Consider the following 18313-nt stretch of genomic DNA (forward strand, 5'->3'; position numbering starts at 1 on the left):
TATAATCATATCAAATGTCATCTAATTTAAAAGTTTTACAAGTCATACCAAAATTAGGTTATGGAGGAGCTGAGACAGGCTGTTATGACATTGCTCATTATTTACCAGAAAATGATTGTGGATCTTATATTGTAACTAGTGGTGGAGAACTTCTTAAATTTATTGATAAAAAAAAAGTAAAAATAATAAAACTTCCTGTTCATAGTAAAAATCCATTAATTATATTTATAAATTTTTTAGCTTTAATTGGTGTGATATTAATTAACAATATTTCAATTGTGCACGCTAGAAGTAGGGCTCCTGCTTGGTCATGTTTGTTAGCAGCAAAAATTACTGGCAGAAAATTTGTTACCACATTCCATGGGACCTATAATTTTAACAGTAAAATTAAAAAATTTTATAATTCTGTGATGGTTAGGTCAGATTTAATTATAGCAGGATCTAATTTTATTTTTTCTCATATAAAAGAAAATTATAAAGAATATTTTGATGTTAAAAAAAAACTTTTAGTTATCTTTAGAGGTATCAACGTTGATTATTTTGATCCAACTACCAAACTAGATAGTGATGAAAAAAAATTATTAAAAAAATGGCAAATTGAAAAAGATAAAAAGATAATTCTCTTGCCTGGAAGGCTAACAGGATGGAAAGGACAAGAAGTTTTTATAGAAGCAGTTAATTTAGTTAATATCGAACTTGGGTATGAGGCTTTTTATGCTGTAATACTTGGAAGTGATCAAGGTAGAGATTTATATAAAAAAAAACTTATCAGACTTACAGAGCAACATAGATTAAATAATCAGGTAAAATTTATTGATCATTGTAATGATATGGCTTTAGCTTACAAAATTTCAGATATAGTGATATCTGCATCAATTGAGCCGGAGGCTTTTGGAAGAGTAGCTGTTGAAGCTCAATCAATGGAAAAACCAATAATAGCAAGTGATATTGGTGGGTCTAATGAAACTATAATTGACGAAAAAACTGGTTTTTTATTTGAGTCTAACAACGCGAAATCATTAAGTAAAAAAATTTTAAAAGTACTTTCTATGGATGAGGTATCATTACAATCGATTGGTAAAGAAGGAAGAAAAAACATAATTCAAAAATTTAATGTTGAAAAAATGTGCTTTTCTACTTATTCAGAGTATAAAAGAATATTAAATTAATGCCTATAATTACATTACCAGATGGAAATAATTTAACATTTCCAGACAAAGTTACAGGTCTAGATGTAGCTGAAAAAATTAGTAAGTCACTTGCTAAACAAGCCATGGTTATAAGTGTTGATGGTGATTTAAAAGATTTAGATTTTTTAATAGAAAAAGATTGTTCTATTAAAATTTTTACGTCTAAAAATCCTGAGGGCCTAGAAACCATAAGACACGATACAGCACATATATTAGCAATGGCAGTACAAGAATTATTTCCAGGAACACAAGTTACTATTGGGCCAGTTATTGAGAATGGTTTTTACTATGATTTTGCAAGAAAAGAACCTTTTACTGAAGATGATTTAGAAAAAATTGAAAATAAGATGAAAGAAATTGTGGATAGAAATGAAATCACAAAACGAGAAGTTTGGGAGAGAAATAAAGCTATTTTACATTTTAAAGAAAAAGGAGAAACTTATAAAGCAGAGTTAATCCAAGCAATCCCGGAAAATGAAGATGTGTCTATTTATTTTCATGGAGACTGGCATGATCTTTGTAGGGGGCCACATCTTTCTTCAACTGGTAAAATTGGAAAATTTTTTAAACTTACAAAAGTTTCAGGAGCCTATTGGAGAGGCGACTCTAACAATGAAATGTTGCAAAGAATATATGGTACAAGTTGGGCAACTCAGAAAGATTTAGATGAATATTTAAAAAGAATAGAAGAAGCTGAAAAAAGAGATCACCGAAAACTTGGAAAAGAAATGGATTTATTTCATTTTAGAGAAGAAAGTCCAGGTTCAGTATTTTGGCATGAAAAAGGATGGGCTTTATTTCAAAAATTAATTAATTATATGAGAGCCAGGCAGGATGCTGCGGGCTACAAAGAAGTTAATACACCAGAGATATTAGATAGACAATTATGGGAAAAATCTGGTCATTGGGAAAAGTATGGTGAAAATATGTATACATCAGAAACACCAGATGAAAAAGTATTTGCAATTAAACCTATGAATTGTCCTGGACATATTCAGGTATTTAATCAAGGTTTAAAAAGTTACAGAGATCTACCTTTACGTATTACAGAATTTGGAAAGGTACATCGTTATGAACCATCAGGAGCGTTACATGGCCTATTAAGAGTAAGAGCATTTACACAAGATGATGCTCATATATTTTGCTCTGAGGATCAAATTACAAGCGAATGTCTAGAGGTCACTAATTTAATTTTAGATATTTATAAAGATTTAGGTTTTGAAAATGTAATTCTTAAATATGCAGATAGACCAGATATAAGAGTTGGTGAAGACGAGGTTTGGGATAAAGCAGAAACTTCTTTACTTGAAGCAGTCAAAGCATCTAATTTGGAATATAGCATTAATAAGGGTGAAGGTGCATTTTATGGCCCAAAAATTGAATTTGTATTAAGAGATGCAATAGGTAGAGATTGGCAGTGTGGAACTTTGCAAGTCGATTTAAACTTACCTGGTAGATTGGATGCTTCTTATGTTGACAAAGATGGAACTAAAAAAGTACCTGTTATGCTTCATCGAGCGCTATTTGGTTCTTTAGAAAGATTTATAGGTATTCTTATAGAAAACTATGCGGGCAAATTTCCTTTTTGGATTTCCCCATTGCAAACAGTTGTGATACCAATATCAGAAGAATTTGATGATTATGCCATCGAAGTGTCAAAAAAAATTAAACAAGCAGGGATGAGTTCAAACGTTGATTTAAAAAAACATAATTTAAATTACAAAATAAGAGATCATTCATTAGCAAAAATACCTCTTTTATTAATTTGTGGTAAAAAAGAAGTTGACTCTAACTCGGTAACGATTAGAAGATTAGACACGAACAAACAAGAAAATATGGATTTAAATTTATTCTTAAAAACTTTCTCTGCTTTAAACAAAGCATCTTCAAACTAAGTGGCAGATTTTAAACAAAATTATTTTCAAAGAAGAACAAAAGATAGAGGTCCTAGGTCTAATAATAGAATCTCGTCTCCTGATGTTCAGGTTATAGCAAGTGATGGTGAAAACCTTGGTGTGATGAATACTAATGAGGCAATCTCAATGGCAAAAAATCAGGGATTAGATTTAATAGAGATAGCAGCTAATGCAAACCCGCCTGTTTGTAAAATTATGGATATGGGTAAATTTAAATATGATGCCCAAAAGAAAGCAAATATTGCCAAGAAAAAACAAAAAATTGTTTTATTAAAAGAAATTAAAATGAGGCCTGTTACAGAGACTCATGATTATGATTTTAAGGTTAAAAATGCAAAAAAATTTATAGCTAAGGGAGATAAAGTAAAATTTACCGTTAGATTCAAAGGCCGTGAATTACAACACTCTCATTTAGGAAAAGAATTGATGGATAAGATCAAAGAGGACATGAAGGATATTGGCAAGGTAGAATTGCATCCTAAATTTGATGGTAAGCAAATGATTATGGTAATTCAGCCTTTATAGGCCTTAATATAGGTTGTAAATTTATATCAATCTTTGTATAAGACCGCAGAATTATGCCAAAATTAAAAACAAAAAGCTCAGCTAAAAAAAGATTCAAGATATCTGCAAAGGGTAAAGTTATGACAGCCCAAGCTGGTAAAAGACACGGCATGATTAAAAGAACGAATTCTCAAATAAGAAAATTAAGAGGCACAACAACTATGTCTAAGCAAGATGGCAAAATTGTTAAATCATACATGCCTTACAGTTTAAGAGGTTAATAATGGCAAGAGTAAAAAGAGGCGTAACTAGCAAAGCAAAACATAAAAAAGTTTTAAAAGCTGTCAAAGGTCAATGGGGCAGAAGAAAAAATACGATCAGAGTTGCAAAGCAAGCGATGGAAAAAGCGATGCAATATGCTTACAGAGATAGAAGAAATAAAAAAAGAGATTTCAAATCATTGTGGATACAAAGAATTAATGCTGGTGTAAGAGCCGAAGGTTTGACTTATTCTAAATTTATTAATGGCCTAGGAAAATGTGGTATTACAATTGATAGAAAAATTCTTGCTGAAATTGCTTACGACAGTCCAGAAGCATTTAAAACAATTGTACAAAAAGCTCAATCAGCTTTAAATTAATCTTCTCTATTGTTTTTATTTCTTAAGGAAATAATCTATCAATATGTCAGACATAAAAAATATTAAAAATGACTATTCGACTAAGCTTAATAAAAATTTAAGTTTAGAAGAAATTAATCAAATCAAGACAGAGTTATTTGGCAAGAATGGTCTGATTTCTTCTCAATTCAAAAATATTGGATCTATACCAGAGATAGACAGAAAAAAATTTGCATCAGATCTAAATCAAATTAAGAACGAGTTACAAAATTCAATAGCCAATAAAATTAATGAAATTGAATCAAAAAGAATAAATGAAAAATTAGAAAAAGAAAAAATTGATGTAACTCTTCCTGAGCGATCATTTGTTAGAGGTAAAATTCATCCTGTTTCACAAACTATAGATGAAATTTCGTCGATCTTTTCCGAGATAGGTTTTAGTGTTGAAGAGGGTCCAGATATTGAAAATGAATATAATAATTTTACAGCGCTAAACACTCCTGACAATCATCCTGCAAGAGATATGCATGACACATTTTATCTTGATGAGAATAAAGAAATTCTATTAAGAACTCACACATCGCCAGTGCAAATTAGAACAATGTTAAAAGACAAACCTCCATTTAAGATTATTGCACCTGGAAGAACTTACAGATCTGATAGTGATCAAACACATGCACCAATGTTTCATCAAGTAGAGGGTTTACATATAGATAAAGATATAAATATGGGACATCTAAAAGGTTGTTTAAATTATTTTATTAAAGAGTTTTTTGAAGTTGAAAAAATTAAAATGAGATTTAGACCAAGCCACTTTCCATTTACTGAACCATCAGCAGAAGTAGATATTGGTTATGAAATTAAAGATGGAAAATTAATTATAGGAGAAGGTGATCAATGGCTTGAAATTTTAGGCTGTGGAATGGTTCATCCTAATGTTTTGAAAAATGTAAAAGTCGATCCATCAAAATATCAAGGATATGCATTTGGAATTGGGATTGATAGATTAGCGATGCTTAAATATGGCATTAATGACTTAAGAGCTTTCTTTGATTGTGATTATAGATGGTTAAATCATTTCGGTTTTGATCCTTTGGATGTACCAACAAATTATAGAGGCTTGAGTCGATGAAAATTACATTTGATTGGTTAAAAGATCATTTAGATACAAAATTAAAAGAAGACAAGCTTTTAGAACAGCTAACAAGTGTTGGGCTAGAAGTTGAAAGTGTAGAAAATTTATCTGCTGGTCTTGAATTATTCAAAATAGCAAAAATTTTAAAGACAGAAAAACATCCAAATGCAGATCGACTTAAAGTCTGCGATGTTGATGTGGGAGAAAAAGAAATAAAAAAAGTTGTTTGTGGTGCGCCTAATGCAAGAGAGGGATTGATAACAATATACGCTCCTCCTGGGGCTGTTGTTCCAAAAAGTAAAGTAAAGTTAGTGATAGCTAAGATTAGAGATGTTACTTCATATGGAATGCTTTGTTCTGAATCCGAATTAAATTTATCTGACGAAAGTGATGGAATAACAGAATTATCTTCAAAAAAATTTGAAAAGAGTATTGGAAAAAGTTATTTTTCAGAATCAAGCTCTAATCTTATAGATCTGTCAATTACCCCCAACAGACCAGACTGTCTTGGTGTGAGAGGAATAGCAAGAGATCTTGTCGCTTCAGGTTTTGGAAAATTAAAAGATTTAAAAGAGAAAAAAATAAAATCAAAATTTAAACAAACTGTAAAAGTAAAAATTAATAAAGAAAAAAACCAAGGATGTAGTGCATTTGGAAGTTGCTTAATTACTAATGTAAAAAATGTTGAAAGCCCACAATGGTTAAAAGATAAATTAGTTTCAATTGGTGAAAAACCAATTTCAGCAATAGTTGATATTACAAATTATGTTATGTTTGATATCAATCGTCCATTACACGCTTATGATGCTGAAAAAATTGAAAAAGGTATCATAGTTCGAAATTCAAAATCTGGAGAAGAATTTACAGCTTTAGATAATAAAAATTACAAACTAGAAGATGGAATGTGTGTAATTAGTGACAGTAAAGGTGTATTGGGATTAGGTGGAATTATCGGGGGCACAAGGTCTGGTACAGAACTTGATACTAAAAATATTTTATTAGAGTCAGCATATTTTGAACCTAGATCAATTAGAAGCACATCAAAAAAACTAAATATAGATACAGATGCAAAGTTTAGGTTTGAAAGAGGTATTGATCCATTGTCAATTGAAGATGGTTTAAATAAAGCATCATTATTAATTAAAGAAATTTGTGGTGGAGAAATTAGTAAAATTGATATTCAAACAATTGAAACAAACAAAATTAAAAACATTAAATTTGACACTGATTTATTTAAAAAAATAACTGGATTTAAAATTTCAACTAAAGAAATGATTAAAATCTTAGAAGATCTTGGTTTTATAATTAAAAAAGAAAAAAAATATTTAAAATTAACAATTCCAACATGGAGACCAGATATTTCACAAGAAATAGATATTGTCGAAGAGTTAGTAAGAATAACTGGTTATGATAAGATTGAAATTATAGATCCAATAAAAGAAAGAACCAAATCTACTTTAACTCAGACTCAAAAGTTATTTCATTTTTTACAAAGAGCGGTTGCTTCAAAAGGTTATCTAGAGGCAATAACATGGTCATTTACTGACTCAAATTATAATGATCATTTTAAAAATAAGAATAAAGAAATTAAAATTGTAAATCCCATAAGTTCAGAATTAGGAGTTTTGAGAAACTCAATATTTTCTAATTTAATCATGCATATGAATAAAAATCTGGACAGAGGTCTTAAAGATTTATCAATATTTGAAATAGGACCAATTTTTACTGGCTCAAACCCAGGTGAACAAAATACTGTAGTCTGTGGTTTGTCAGCAGGTAAAAGATCAAGATTGTCATGGATTGAAAATGAGAGAAATGTTGATGTATTTGATGTTAAAAGAGATGTAGTTCAATCTTTAGTTGAAGCTGGGTACAATTCAGATAAATTTTTTATAGATAGCGAAACACCAAATTATTATCATCCAGGCAAGTCAGGTAGATTATTTTTAAATAGAGGCAAAGATCAAGTAGCAGCTTATTTTGGTGAAATTCATCCCAATATTTTAAAAATGATAGATATTAAAACAGAGTCTTTAGTGGGTTTTGAAATTTTTCTAGATAATTTAAAATTACCAAAAAAAACATTAAAAGACCAAAAAACTAAATTTGAAGTATCAGATTATCAAAAATCTGAGAGAGATTTTGCTTTTATAGTTGATAAAGAAGTTGAAGCGCAAGATTTAATTAATGCTGTTTCAAGTGTGGATCAAAAACTGATTAGTAATATTAAAGTTTTTGATGTTTATGAGGGTGAAAACATTCCAGAAAATCAAAAATCAATAGCAATTAGTGTGACCATACAATCATCTGAAAAAACATTGAATGATAGTGATTTAGAAAACATCAATAATTCTATAATTAAAACAGTTGAAAATAAAACTGGCGCTAAGATACGATCTTAAAGCAAATGAGTAATATCGATAACATTAGAAACTTTGCAATTATTGCGCATATTGATCACGGTAAATCTACAATAGCAGATAGAATAATTCATAGCTGTGGAGGGCTCACAGAAAGAGAAATGAAAGCTCAAGTATTAGACTCAATGGATATTGAGCGTGAAAGAGGAATTACAATTAAAGCTCAGACAGTAAAACTTAATTACAAAGCAAAAAATGGTAAAAATTATATTTTAAATATTATTGACACTCCTGGTCATGTAGATTTTAGTTACGAGGTTAGTAGATCTCTTTATGCCTGTGAAGGTTCAATTTTAATAGTTGATAGTACTCAAGGGGTAGAAGCACAAACACTTGCAAATGTTTATCAAGCTTTAGATATAGATCATGAGATAGTACCAGTTTTGAACAAAGTTGATCTTCCAGCATCAGATTTAGATAGAACAAAAAAACAAATCGAAGAAGTAATAGGTATTGATACAGAAAGTGCGATTCCTTGTTCAGGGAAAACAGGTGAAGGTATTGGTGATATATTAGAACAAATTATTACAGTCTTACCTAGTCCTAAAGGTGAAAGTTTAGGAGATTTAAAATGTTTATTGGTTGATAGCTGGTACGATACTTACCTTGGAGTTGTTATTTTGGTTCGAGTAATTGACGGTAAAATTTCAAAAAATATGAAAATTAAAATGATGTCTACAAATCAAGAATATATTATTGAAAAAGTTGGGGTATTTACGCCAAAAGCGACAGATATTAATGAGTTAAATGCAGGTGAAATAGGCTTCATAACAACTGGAATAAAAGTTTTGTCTGAAACAAAAGTTGGTGACACTATATGTGACGCTGCCAAACCATTAAAAGAAGCCTTGCCAGGTTTTAAGCCAAGTAAGCCTGTGGTGTTTTGTGGATTGTTTCCAGTTGATAGTTCAGAATATCAAAAATTAAAAGATGGATTGGCTAAACTACAATTAAATGATGCAAGTTTTTCATTTGAACCTGAATCTTCTTCAGCTTTAGGATTAGGGTTTAGATGTGGGTTTTTAGGATTACTTCATTTAGAAATTGTTACAGAAAGACTGGAAAGAGAATTTGATGTGAACTTGTTAACAACTACACCAGGAGTTGTATATAAAGTTTATATGAATAATGGAGATATTGTTGATCTACACAATCCATCAAGCTTACCAGATCCAACATTAATAAAATTAATTGAAGAACCGTGGATAAAAGCAACAATAATTACGCCAGATGAATATTTAGGTTCGATAATAAAGATGTGTCAGGATAAAAGAGGGGTGCAAACTAATTTAAGTTATTCTGGAAACAGAGCAGTTGTAAATTATGAGCTACCTTTAAACGAAGTAGTTTTTGATTTTAATGATCGTTTAAAATCGATGACTAGTGGTTATGCTAGTTTTGATTATGAAATTATTGAACATAGAGAAGGTGATCTGGTAAAACTAGGAATTCTAGTTAATGCAGAACCAGTTGATGCATTAGCAATGATGATACATAAAGATTTTGCTCAAAGAACAGGAAGAGAAGTTTGTGAAAAGCTAAAAGATTTAATACCAAGGCATAATTTTATGATACCTGTTCAAGCTGCAATAGGAGGCAAGATAATTGCTAGAGAAACTATTAAGGGTTTTAAAAAAGATGTTTTAACAAAAATTCATGGTGGTGGAGCTACAGACAGAAAGAGAAAGCTTCTTGAAAAACAAAAAAAAGGAAAAGCTCGATCAAAACAATTTGGAAGAGTAGAAATTCCCCAGGAAGCATTTATTGGTGTTCTCAAGATTTCAAAAGAGAAATAATTGGAGAGGTGGCCGAGCGGTTGAAGGCGCACGCTTGGAAAGCGTGTAAAGGAGTGATCCTTTCATGGGTTCGAATCCCATTCTCTCCGCCATCAAATAAGCAATATTTTACAGGCTAAATTAGTCTTTTTTTGACTATATAAGCAAAGATAAATCAGCATTTTTTAAAAAAAATGTTATAATTTTACCTTTCCTAAATTAAAAAATGACAAATAAAAATACATATCAAGCAGACTCAATTAAGGTTTTAAAAGGTCTTGAGGCGGTCAGAAAAAGACCGGGAATGTATATTGGGGACACGGATGATGGAACTGGTTTGCATCATATGGTTTATGAGGTCGTTGATAACTCTATAGATGAAGCTTTAGCAGGTCATTGTAAAAATATTAATGTAAGAATAAATTCTGACGGAACTATCACTGTTAATGATGATGGTAGAGGAATTCCTGTTGATATGCACAAGGGAGAAAAAAAATCAGCAGCAGAAGTTATTATGACACAACTTCATGCTGGTGGTAAATTTGATCATGATTCTTACAAAGTTTCAGGTGGACTGCATGGCGTTGGAGTTTCTGTTGTAAATGCATTGTCTGAAACATTACAATTAGAAATAAGTAGAGATGGAAAAAAACACTTTATAGAATTTAAAAATGGTGAAGCCAAAGCTCCTTTAAAAGTCACAGGAAATTCTAAAGAAACTGGAACTCAAATTACATTTTTACCCTCAAAAGAAATTTTTTCTTCTATAAAATTTAGTGCGAATATTCTTATAAAGCGGATGAGAGAGTTAGCTTTCTTAAACAAGGGTATTAAAATAATTTTTACAGATGCTAGTTTAAAAAAAGAAAAAGTATCCCAATTTAAATTTGATGGTGGTGTACTTGAATTTGTAGATTTTCTAGATGAAAAAAGAGAAAAACTACAAAATAAAAATGGAAATGATTTATTTAAAAAACCAATTTATATTGAGGGAAAAAAAGATAATATTGAACTTGAGTGTTCTTTGAAGTGGAATGCAAGTTATGCTGAAGATATTTTTCCTTACACTAATAATATTTATCAAAAAGATGGTGGAACACATTTATTAGGTTTTAGAAGTGCATTAACAAGAGTTGTTAATAAATATGCGAACGAACACAATCTACTTAAAAAAAATAAATTAGCAATTTCAGGGGACGACATTAAAGAGGGACTTACTTGTGTGTTATCTACAAAAATTCCTGATCCAAAATTTTCTTCCCAGACAAAAGATAAGTTAGTTTCATCAGAAGTCAGAATGATTGTAGAAAACATTGTTAATGAAAAATTATCTATATGGTTTGATCAAAATCCTTCGATCGCTAAAATAATTTTAGCAAAAGTTATTCAAGCAGCAATGGCGAGAGATGTGGCTAGAAAAGCTAGAGAAAATGTAAGAAGAAAAGGTGCTCTAGAATTAAGTGGTCTTCCAGGAAAATTAGCTGATTGTCAAATTGGAAAACAAGATGGCACAGAATTATTTATTGTAGAGGGTGATTCAGCAGGAGGATCTGCAAAACAAGGTAGAAACAGGGCTAATCAAGCCGTTTTGCCTTTAAGAGGTAAAATTTTAAATACTTACGTAGAAGATTTAGCCTCTAAAAAGAACGGTAATGGTGATGGTTCAGAGCAACAAAGAACAAAGGCTTTATCTAAAATGATTTCATCCAATGAAATAGTTACTTTAATTAATGCATTAGGTTTAGATCCAAAAGTACAAGAAATAGATCTAAAAGATCTTAGATATGGAAAGATTATTATTATGACCGATGCAGACGTAGATGGGTCTCATATTAGAGCACTTTTATTAACTTTTTTTAATAACAAACCATTTAATAAACTGATTGAAAATGGACACGTGTATTTAGCCCAACCACCATTATTTAAAATAAATAAAGGATCAAAAGGAATTTATATTAAAGATGAAAAAGAATTAGAGGATTATATTGTTAATAATAATAAAGAATTAAAAAAAATTAAAAAAGGATCTAAAGAATTTATTAAAGAATTAGATCTAGAAAAATCAAAAATGAACATACAAAGATTTAAAGGACTAGGTGAAATGAATCCAGAAGAGTTGTGGAGCACAACATTAGACCCTGAAACAAGAAATTTATTACAAGTACAGTATTCAAAGGATTTAAAGAAAGATCAAAGTTTAATTCATACTTTAATGGGTAATGATGTTGCATTGAGAAAAGACTTTATAATTTCAAATGCAATTAATGTACAAAATCTTGATATTTAATAATGAAGTTCTTTGAAACTTCAAAATATCATTTCTTTAAAAAATCAACTTATATAAGCCTTAGATGGATTGGTATTATTGGGCAATTAATATCAATTAATTTTGTATATTTTTTCTTAAATTTTAAGTTTGATTTTATAATTTCTAATCTGGTTATATTCTTAGGTATTTTAAGTAATTTATTTTTAATATTTATTTATAAAAAAACACAATTATCAGATAGATCAGCTTTTATTTTTTTAGTAATAGATATATTACAATTAGGTGCTTTACTCTATCTAACAGGGGGTGTTACCAATCCATTTGTTATTTTTTTATTAATTCCAAGTGTTTTTTCATCATCAAATCTAAGTTTCAAAACTAATTTTTTATTAGTATTTCTATCAATAATTATAATCTTTATACTTACATTTTATTCATTAGATTTGCCCTCTCCTATGAGTGATCATTTTCATGTAAGTCCGTATTATTTTTATTCAATTCCAATTGCTTTAACAATAGCTTTAATTTTTCTAAATTATTTAGCAATGTCATTTGGAGCACAATCTAGATTAAGAAGAGAAGCATTAGCAAAAATGGAAGAAGTTATGGCTACAGAACATGAACTTTTATCATTAGGAGGACAAGCTGCAGCTGCAGCCCATTCACTTGGAACACCTTTGTCCACAATTAAGATTATTGCTCATGATCTTGAGAAACAATTCAAAGAAAAAGAAGATGTTAAAACAGATATAGAGTTATTATCTAGCCAAGTAGAAAGATGTAATGACATTTTAAAACGATTAACTTTGAATCCAGTAGAAGAGGATAATTTTATTGATATTGATCTTACAATGAGAGATTACTTAAGAGAAATTATTTCGTCATTCAGAGAGATAAGTAAAAAAAATTTTATTTTCAATTATGATCAATTTTCAAATATAAAAAAGATAACAAAATCAATAGAAATTGTTTATGGTTTAAGAAATTTTATTGGAAATGCTAATAAATTTTCTAAAGAAACAATCTATATAAATTTAAAAAGTGATAGTGAAATTACAGAAATTATAATTGAAGATGATGGAAATGGATATCCAAAGGATGTTTTATCAAAAATTGGAGAACCATATTTAAAATCAAAAGACACAATTGATAAGTCAAAAACAGGATTAGGATTAGGTTTATTTATTGGTAAAACGCTTTTAGAAAAAAATTTTGCTTCAATTAATTGTAGAAACTCCCAAACAAGAAGTGGAGCAGAGGTTATTATTAAATGGAATAATAAAGATTTATTTAATCTTTAGTGAAATTTTTTTTTAGTTTTAAACAAAGAGCTTAACTGGGATACCATAACATCTCCTAATTCATTTACATCAGTAATTTTTATTGCTTTATCATAATATCTTGAAACATCATGACCAATACCAATCGCTAGTACTTCAATTTCAGTTTTGTTTTCAATAAATTTTACCATTTTTTTAAGGTGTTTTTCTAAAAAATCACCTGAATTAACTGAAAGTGTAGAGTCGTCAACTGGTGCACCATCAGAAATTACCATCATAATTTTTCTTTCTTCTTTTCTTTTTTTAATTCTATTGTAAGCCCATGAAATAGCCTCTCCATCAATATTTTCTTTTAATAAACCTTCTTTTAGCATTAAGCCTAGATTATTTTTAGCTTGTCTCCAGTGGGTATCGGCACCTTTATAAATTATATGTCTTAAATCATTTAATCTACCAGGGGTTTTGGGTTTAGAGTTCTTATTCCAAAGTTCTCTGCTTTGGCCACCTTTCCAGTTTTTTGTTGTAAACCCTAAAATTTCAACTTTAACAGAACATCTTTCTAAAGTTCTAGATAATATATCTGCACATATTGCTGCTATTGTAATGGGTCTTCCTCTCATTGATCCAGAATTATCTATTAACAAAGTTACGATTGTGTCTTTAAAATCCAAGTCTTTTTCTTTTTTAAATGATAATGAGTTATAGGGGTCCATAATAATTCTTGGCAATTTTGAACTATCAAGTAGTCCCTCCTCTAAATCAAAATTCCATGCTCTATTCTGTTTTGCAAGCAATTGTCTTTGAAGTTTATTTGCAAGCTTTGTTATTACATCTTGAAAACCAACTAATTGTTGGTCTAGTGTTCTTCGAAGTTTTGCTGCTTCCTCTGCATTTTCTAATTTTTCAGCTTTTGTTACTTCGTCATATTGAGTTGTAAAAATTTTATAATCTAAATTGATATTATCAAGATTTTTTTGAGCAATTTGTTCTGAGCTCTGTTCATCAGACTCAGTATCTGAAAGTTGTTCATCAAGATTAAATTCATCTACATTGTAATCAGCGTCCAAAGTGGCTTGAGTTTCTTGATCATTATTTTCATCTTTATTATCTTCTTGATCTTTATCTTGATCATCATTTGATGGATTGTCTTGTTCTTGATCTTGATTATCTTCTTTTTTTTCTTCGTCTTCTTCACTCTGAAAAATATCCATCTCTTCTAAAATTTGGGAGAATCGTGAGCCATAGTTGTCTTGATTTTCTAGATTTTCTTGCAAAAATTTTTTATGTTTTTCTATCGATTGTTCAAAGTCTTTTTCCCAAAAATTTAACATTTTTGTTGTTAAAGCGCTTAATTTTATTTGATGAAAATTTTTAAGCATATATAGCTCAAATGCTTCAGTTACAGGAACATCTTCTTTTGTTTTTAACTGATCCTTCCTTTTTGTATTTATTATATGTGAGTAATTTTGTTGAAAATTTTTTTCAATACCTTTAAGCATTTTGCCACCTAAGGCCTCATATCTTATTTTTTCAGCTATACTATAGAGTGATCTTGATGAAGTGTTAGCAGGAAGGTTTTTTTTATAAATGAATTCATTAGAAAATTTTTTTTTTAAAGCAGAAGAGTCTGTTTCTGCTCTCAATTTAATAAAGTCACTTGGTTTTGTTAAATTATCAATTTCAACAGATTGTAAATTTTGTTTTTTATCATTTTCAGATGATTTGTTGATTAAATCGAAATCATCAGAAATTACTTTTGCTGTTGATGTTAAGGCTAGTCTAAATTTTTCTTTTAAATTATCTATCTTATCGTTCATTTAAATCTGAATATTCATCAACGACTCTGGAAGCTCTTCCCCAAAGCATCTTTGATAATATTCTGCGATAGTATTTTTTTCAATTTCATCACACTTGTTAAGAAAAGTTACTCTAAAAGCATACCCTGTATCTTTAAAAATTTCTGAGTTTTCTGCCCAATGTAAAACTGTTCTAGGGCTCATTACTGTTGATATATCACCTGCAATAAATCCTTTTCTGGTTAATGAGGCTACTTTTATCATATTGGCAACTTTTTCTTTACCCTTCGCGTTATTAAGGCTCTTATTTTTTGCTAGAACTATATCTAGCTCTCTTTCGAGGCTTAGGTAGTTTAGGGTAGTAACAATATTCCATCTATCCATCTGCCCTTGATTTATTTGCTGGGTTCCATGATAAAGGCCTGTTGTATCTCCTAGGCCAACAGTATTTGATGTTGCAAATAATCTAAAAAATTTATTTTGTTTAATAACTTTATTTTTATCAAGAAGAGTAAAATTACCTTCAGCTTCCAAAACTCTTTGGATTACAAACATTACGTCAGGTCTTCCAGCATCGTACTCATCAAAAACAAGTGCTACTGGATTTTGTATCGACCAGGGCAAAATACCCTCATTAAATTGAGTAACCTGTTTTCCATCCTTAAGTACAATTGCATCTTTTCCTATTAAGTCTATTCTACTTACATGGCTATCTAGATTTACTCGAATACATGGCCAGTTTAATCTTGCTGCAATTTGTTCTATATGAGTTGATTTTCCAGTACCGTGATATCCTTGAACCAACACTCTTTTATTGTAAGCAAAACCCGAGATTATCGCCATCGTAGTATCTCTATCAAATTTATAACTTTTATCTATTTCAGGAACATATTCATTTTTTTTTGAAAACGCTTCCACTTCCATTTCGGAATCAATACCAAAGGTTTGTTTTAATGAAACTTTTATATCAGGTTGAATATTTAGATTTGGTGTCAATTTTTTCTCTATATGTATTTTTAAGCTGTGTATAAGCCAAAGTAATTAATTTAAGTTTTTCTTCATATTTTTTGTTACCAGCATTTATATCTGGGTGATATTTTTTGACAAGCAATTTGAACTTATCCTGCACTTTTTTCCATTTCAATCCTACAGAAACTCCTAATATACTAAAGGCTTTGATGTCTTTGTGATTAAATTTAAATTGACGCATATGATCGTACTCACCATTAATCTTATCTTTATCTAGCTCGTCTCTCAAAGTATTATTCCAAAGAACTTTAAAAAAATTATCTGAAGAACTAAAACTTTGAGTTGGTTTATGCCAAATCATATCTGACTTTAAAAAATTTAAAACCTGGTCATCATTCATACCTGAAAAATAATTCCAATTTTTATTGAACTCTTTCACATGCTCTAAGCATAGCATTCTATACTTTTTACTATTATCTTTTTCTACTGGTGCCCTGTAATCACCAATTTCGTTACAATTATTCCAGTCGCAAATATTTTTCATGATGTATAATAGTTTCAATTTATGGATATAAACGAGTTAATTGCAATTGTAAAAAAAAAACTTACTGATCAAATTAATTTTGAAAGTATAAAAATTGAGGACAAATCATTTCTTCATAAAAATCATATTGGCAATCAAGAGGGCAAATTTCATTTAAAAATTATTTTAAATTCAAATGAATTAAAGATTTTGAGTAAAATCGAAAGTAATAAAAAAATCTATAAAATTTTAGATAAAGAATTAAAAGAGAATATTCATTCAATACAAATATTAATTTCTTAACTCATTTTTTAGAAATACACGCAAACTATTTTTTTTATATGTTTTGTTTATAACAGGTAATCCAATTCTTTTTAATAAAACTAAATTAATTTTATCTGTATTATTTTTTTTATCTTTAATCATGAATGATAATATCTTATTTAAATCTTTAATTTTAAAAAAATTTTTGATTTTAGATGGTAAATTTGCTCTAGAAATATGATTTATAATTGAATTATAGTCATTTTTTTTAAGCAAATTATTCTTTAAACTAAAACTCAACGCACTTTTCATACCAAGTATTACAGCTTCACCATGATTGAGTTTTTTTGAATAACCTAAAGAAGCTTCGTAAGCATGTGCAAAAGTATGACCAAAATTTAAAATTTTTCTAAGATTTTTTTCTTTTTCATCTTTTTCAACAACACTTTTTTTAATATTACAGCTTTCATAGATCGCTTTTTCAATGGATGGAGATGAAAGCTTTAAAATTTTATCACTATTTTTATCTAAAAAATTAAAAAATTTTTTATTAGCGATCAAAGAATGTTTTAAAATTTCGCCATAACCACAAATCACTTCTCTTTTAGGTAGTGTTTTTAAAAATTGAATATCAGATATAACTAAATTTGGTTGATAGAAACTTCCTATTAAATTTTTTCCATATTTAGTGTTAACACCAGTTTTACCTCCAATGGAAGAGTCGACTTGCGATAATAAGGTAGTTGGAATGTTTATGAATTTTAAACCTCTTTTAAATAGACATGCTGCAAAACCACTTATATCACCTGTAATTCCCCCACCAATGGAAATTACGCAATCCTCTCTTGAAAAATTTTTATTTAATAAAACATCTAAGATCTTATTTACACTGTTAAAATTTTTGTTAATTTCGTTAGCATTGAAATTATAAACATAAAGTTTTTTTTGATTCAAAGATTTTTTGACTTCTGAAACTGATTGTTTTGAAATATTTTTATCAACAACAAGTAAACATTTTTTAAAATCTATTGAATTTTCTTTTATAATTTTTGATATATTTGATACTAAATTTGAACCAATAATAATTGAATAGTTCTGGGTTCTAGTATTTATTTTTAACTTAATAGGTTTCATAATTTTTTATAACATTTTTAACAATATTTTTTTTTGATAGTTTGTCACATTTAATTTCATATAAAGCTTTTGAATAAATGTTAGATCGTTTTTTTATTAAATCAATCAATTCATTTTCTGTGGAATTATAAGCAAGAGGTCTTTTTTTACTATTTTTAATTCTATTAAGTAATGTTTTATTATCCCAGTTTAACCAAAAAGAAATATGATTTTTTAATATCTCTTTTCTAATGACGTTGTTTACAAATGCTCCTCCGCCAAGAGATATTACAGATGAATTAATTTTTAGTATTTTTAAAGTAATTTTTTCTTCAAATTTTCTAAAATAGTCTTCACCTTTTATCTCAAATATTTCTGATATCGATAGGCCTAGTTCTTTTTCGATTTCTTTATCAACATCTATGAAATCTAATTTTAATTTTTTTGCAACTAACAAACCAATAGAACTCTTCCCAGATCCCATCATACCTAAAAACACAAGATTTTCTTTTGATTTCATAAGTTTCTTTATTGAAAAAA

General features: G+C 29.0%; 16 protein-coding genes and 1 tRNA gene. 12 read left to right on the plus strand and 5 right to left on the minus strand.

All coding sequences use genetic code 11. The features are described from left to right. The first annotated feature begins 14 nt into the window (after positions 1-14). The 11 genes from ACIJYH_RS00160 (at position 15) to ACIJYH_RS00210 (ending at position 13129) form a co-directional block, all read left to right on the plus strand. A complete protein-coding gene (locus ACIJYH_RS00160) occupies positions 15-1169 on the plus strand; it encodes a glycosyltransferase family 4 protein (RefSeq protein ID WP_435163067.1) in 1155 nt (384 codons plus the stop codon). Continuing rightward, on the plus strand, positions 1169-3085 hold the full coding sequence (gene thrS / locus ACIJYH_RS00165) for a threonine--tRNA ligase (protein ID WP_435163069.1): 1917 nt from the start codon (positions 1169-1171) through the stop codon (positions 3083-3085). Before ACIJYH_RS00160 ends, thrS begins: the two co-directional genes overlap by 1 nt. Continuing rightward, positions 3086-3631, plus strand: coding sequence for a translation initiation factor IF-3 (gene infC / locus ACIJYH_RS00170; protein ID WP_028036189.1), 546 nt, complete (start codon positions 3086-3088; stop codon positions 3629-3631). Positions 3632-3684: 53 nt separating this feature from the next. Beyond that, entirely contained in the window at positions 3685-3891 is a 207-nt protein-coding gene (gene rpmI / locus ACIJYH_RS00175) for a 50S ribosomal protein L35 (protein WP_008545827.1), read from the plus strand. A gap of 2 nt (positions 3892-3893) precedes the next feature. Next, positions 3894-4250, plus strand: a complete 357-nt coding sequence (gene rplT / locus ACIJYH_RS00180) for a 50S ribosomal protein L20 (protein WP_023649116.1) — start codon at positions 3894-3896, stop codon at positions 4248-4250. Between the two features lie 43 nt (positions 4251-4293). Then, positions 4294-5361: a phenylalanine--tRNA ligase subunit alpha gene (pheS, locus tag ACIJYH_RS00185; RefSeq protein ID WP_435163071.1), complete on the plus strand. Its 1068-nt coding sequence runs from the start codon at positions 4294-4296 to the stop codon at positions 5359-5361. Beyond that, on the plus strand, positions 5358-7766 hold the full coding sequence (gene pheT / locus ACIJYH_RS00190) for a phenylalanine--tRNA ligase subunit beta (protein ID WP_435163073.1): 2409 nt from the start codon (positions 5358-5360) through the stop codon (positions 7764-7766). The genes pheS and pheT overlap by 4 nt, the downstream gene beginning before the upstream one ends. Positions 7767-7771: 5 nt before the next feature. Beyond that, entirely contained in the window at positions 7772-9580 is a 1809-nt protein-coding gene (lepA, locus tag ACIJYH_RS00195; RefSeq protein ID WP_435163074.1) for a translation elongation factor 4, read from the plus strand. 2 nt (positions 9581-9582) lie between these two features. Beyond that, positions 9583-9672, plus strand: a tRNA-Ser gene (locus ACIJYH_RS00200). Positions 9673-9785: 113 nt separating this feature from the next. Next, a complete protein-coding gene (locus ACIJYH_RS00205) occupies positions 9786-11846 on the plus strand; it encodes a DNA gyrase subunit B (RefSeq protein WP_435163076.1) in 2061 nt (686 codons plus the stop codon). 2 nt (positions 11847-11848) lie between these two features. After that, positions 11849-13129, plus strand: a complete 1281-nt coding sequence (locus ACIJYH_RS00210; RefSeq protein ID WP_435163078.1) for an ActS/PrrB/RegB family redox-sensitive histidine kinase — start codon at positions 11849-11851, stop codon at positions 13127-13129. On the opposite strand, the gene ACIJYH_RS00215 is transcribed toward ACIJYH_RS00210, so the two are convergent. From ACIJYH_RS00215 to ACIJYH_RS00225, 3 genes are read right to left on the minus strand one after another with little or no spacing between them, the layout of a single operon-like run. Further along, entirely contained in the window at positions 13126-14925 is a 1800-nt protein-coding gene (locus ACIJYH_RS00215; protein ID WP_435163080.1) for a cobaltochelatase CobT-related protein, read from the minus strand. The two genes, ACIJYH_RS00210 and ACIJYH_RS00215, sit on opposite strands and share 4 nt — an antisense overlap. Then, on the minus strand, positions 14926-15900 hold the full coding sequence (cobS, locus tag ACIJYH_RS00220) for a cobaltochelatase subunit CobS (RefSeq protein WP_435163082.1): 975 nt from the start codon (positions 15898-15900) through the stop codon (positions 14926-14928). Further along, the gene (locus ACIJYH_RS00225) at positions 15872-16417 is read right to left on the minus strand and encodes a J domain-containing protein (protein ID WP_435163083.1); all 546 of its coding nucleotides are present in this window, start codon (positions 16415-16417) and stop codon (positions 15872-15874) included. Before ACIJYH_RS00225 ends, cobS begins: the two co-directional genes overlap by 29 nt. A gap of 21 nt (positions 16418-16438) precedes the next feature. On the opposite strand from ACIJYH_RS00225, the gene ACIJYH_RS00230 reads away from it, so the two are divergent. Then, positions 16439-16699: a BolA/IbaG family iron-sulfur metabolism protein gene (locus ACIJYH_RS00230; protein ID WP_435163085.1), complete on the plus strand. Its 261-nt coding sequence runs from the start codon at positions 16439-16441 to the stop codon at positions 16697-16699. On the opposite strand, the gene aroB is transcribed toward ACIJYH_RS00230, so the two are convergent. Then, positions 16688-17794 (minus strand): 3-dehydroquinate synthase, encoded by a 1107-nt coding sequence (gene aroB, locus ACIJYH_RS00235; protein WP_435163087.1) that lies wholly within the window; start codon positions 17792-17794, stop codon positions 16688-16690. The genes ACIJYH_RS00230 and aroB overlap by 12 nt on opposite strands. Continuing rightward, positions 17781-18293, minus strand: a complete 513-nt coding sequence (locus tag ACIJYH_RS00240) for a shikimate kinase (protein ID WP_435163089.1) — start codon at positions 18291-18293, stop codon at positions 17781-17783. The genes aroB and ACIJYH_RS00240 overlap by 14 nt, the downstream gene beginning before the upstream one ends. Between the last annotated feature and the right edge of the window lie 20 nt (positions 18294-18313).

The organism is Candidatus Pelagibacter bacterium nBUS_25 (genome assembly GCF_051200975.1).
Classification (GTDB): Bacteria; Pseudomonadota; Alphaproteobacteria; order Pelagibacterales; family Pelagibacteraceae; genus Pelagibacter.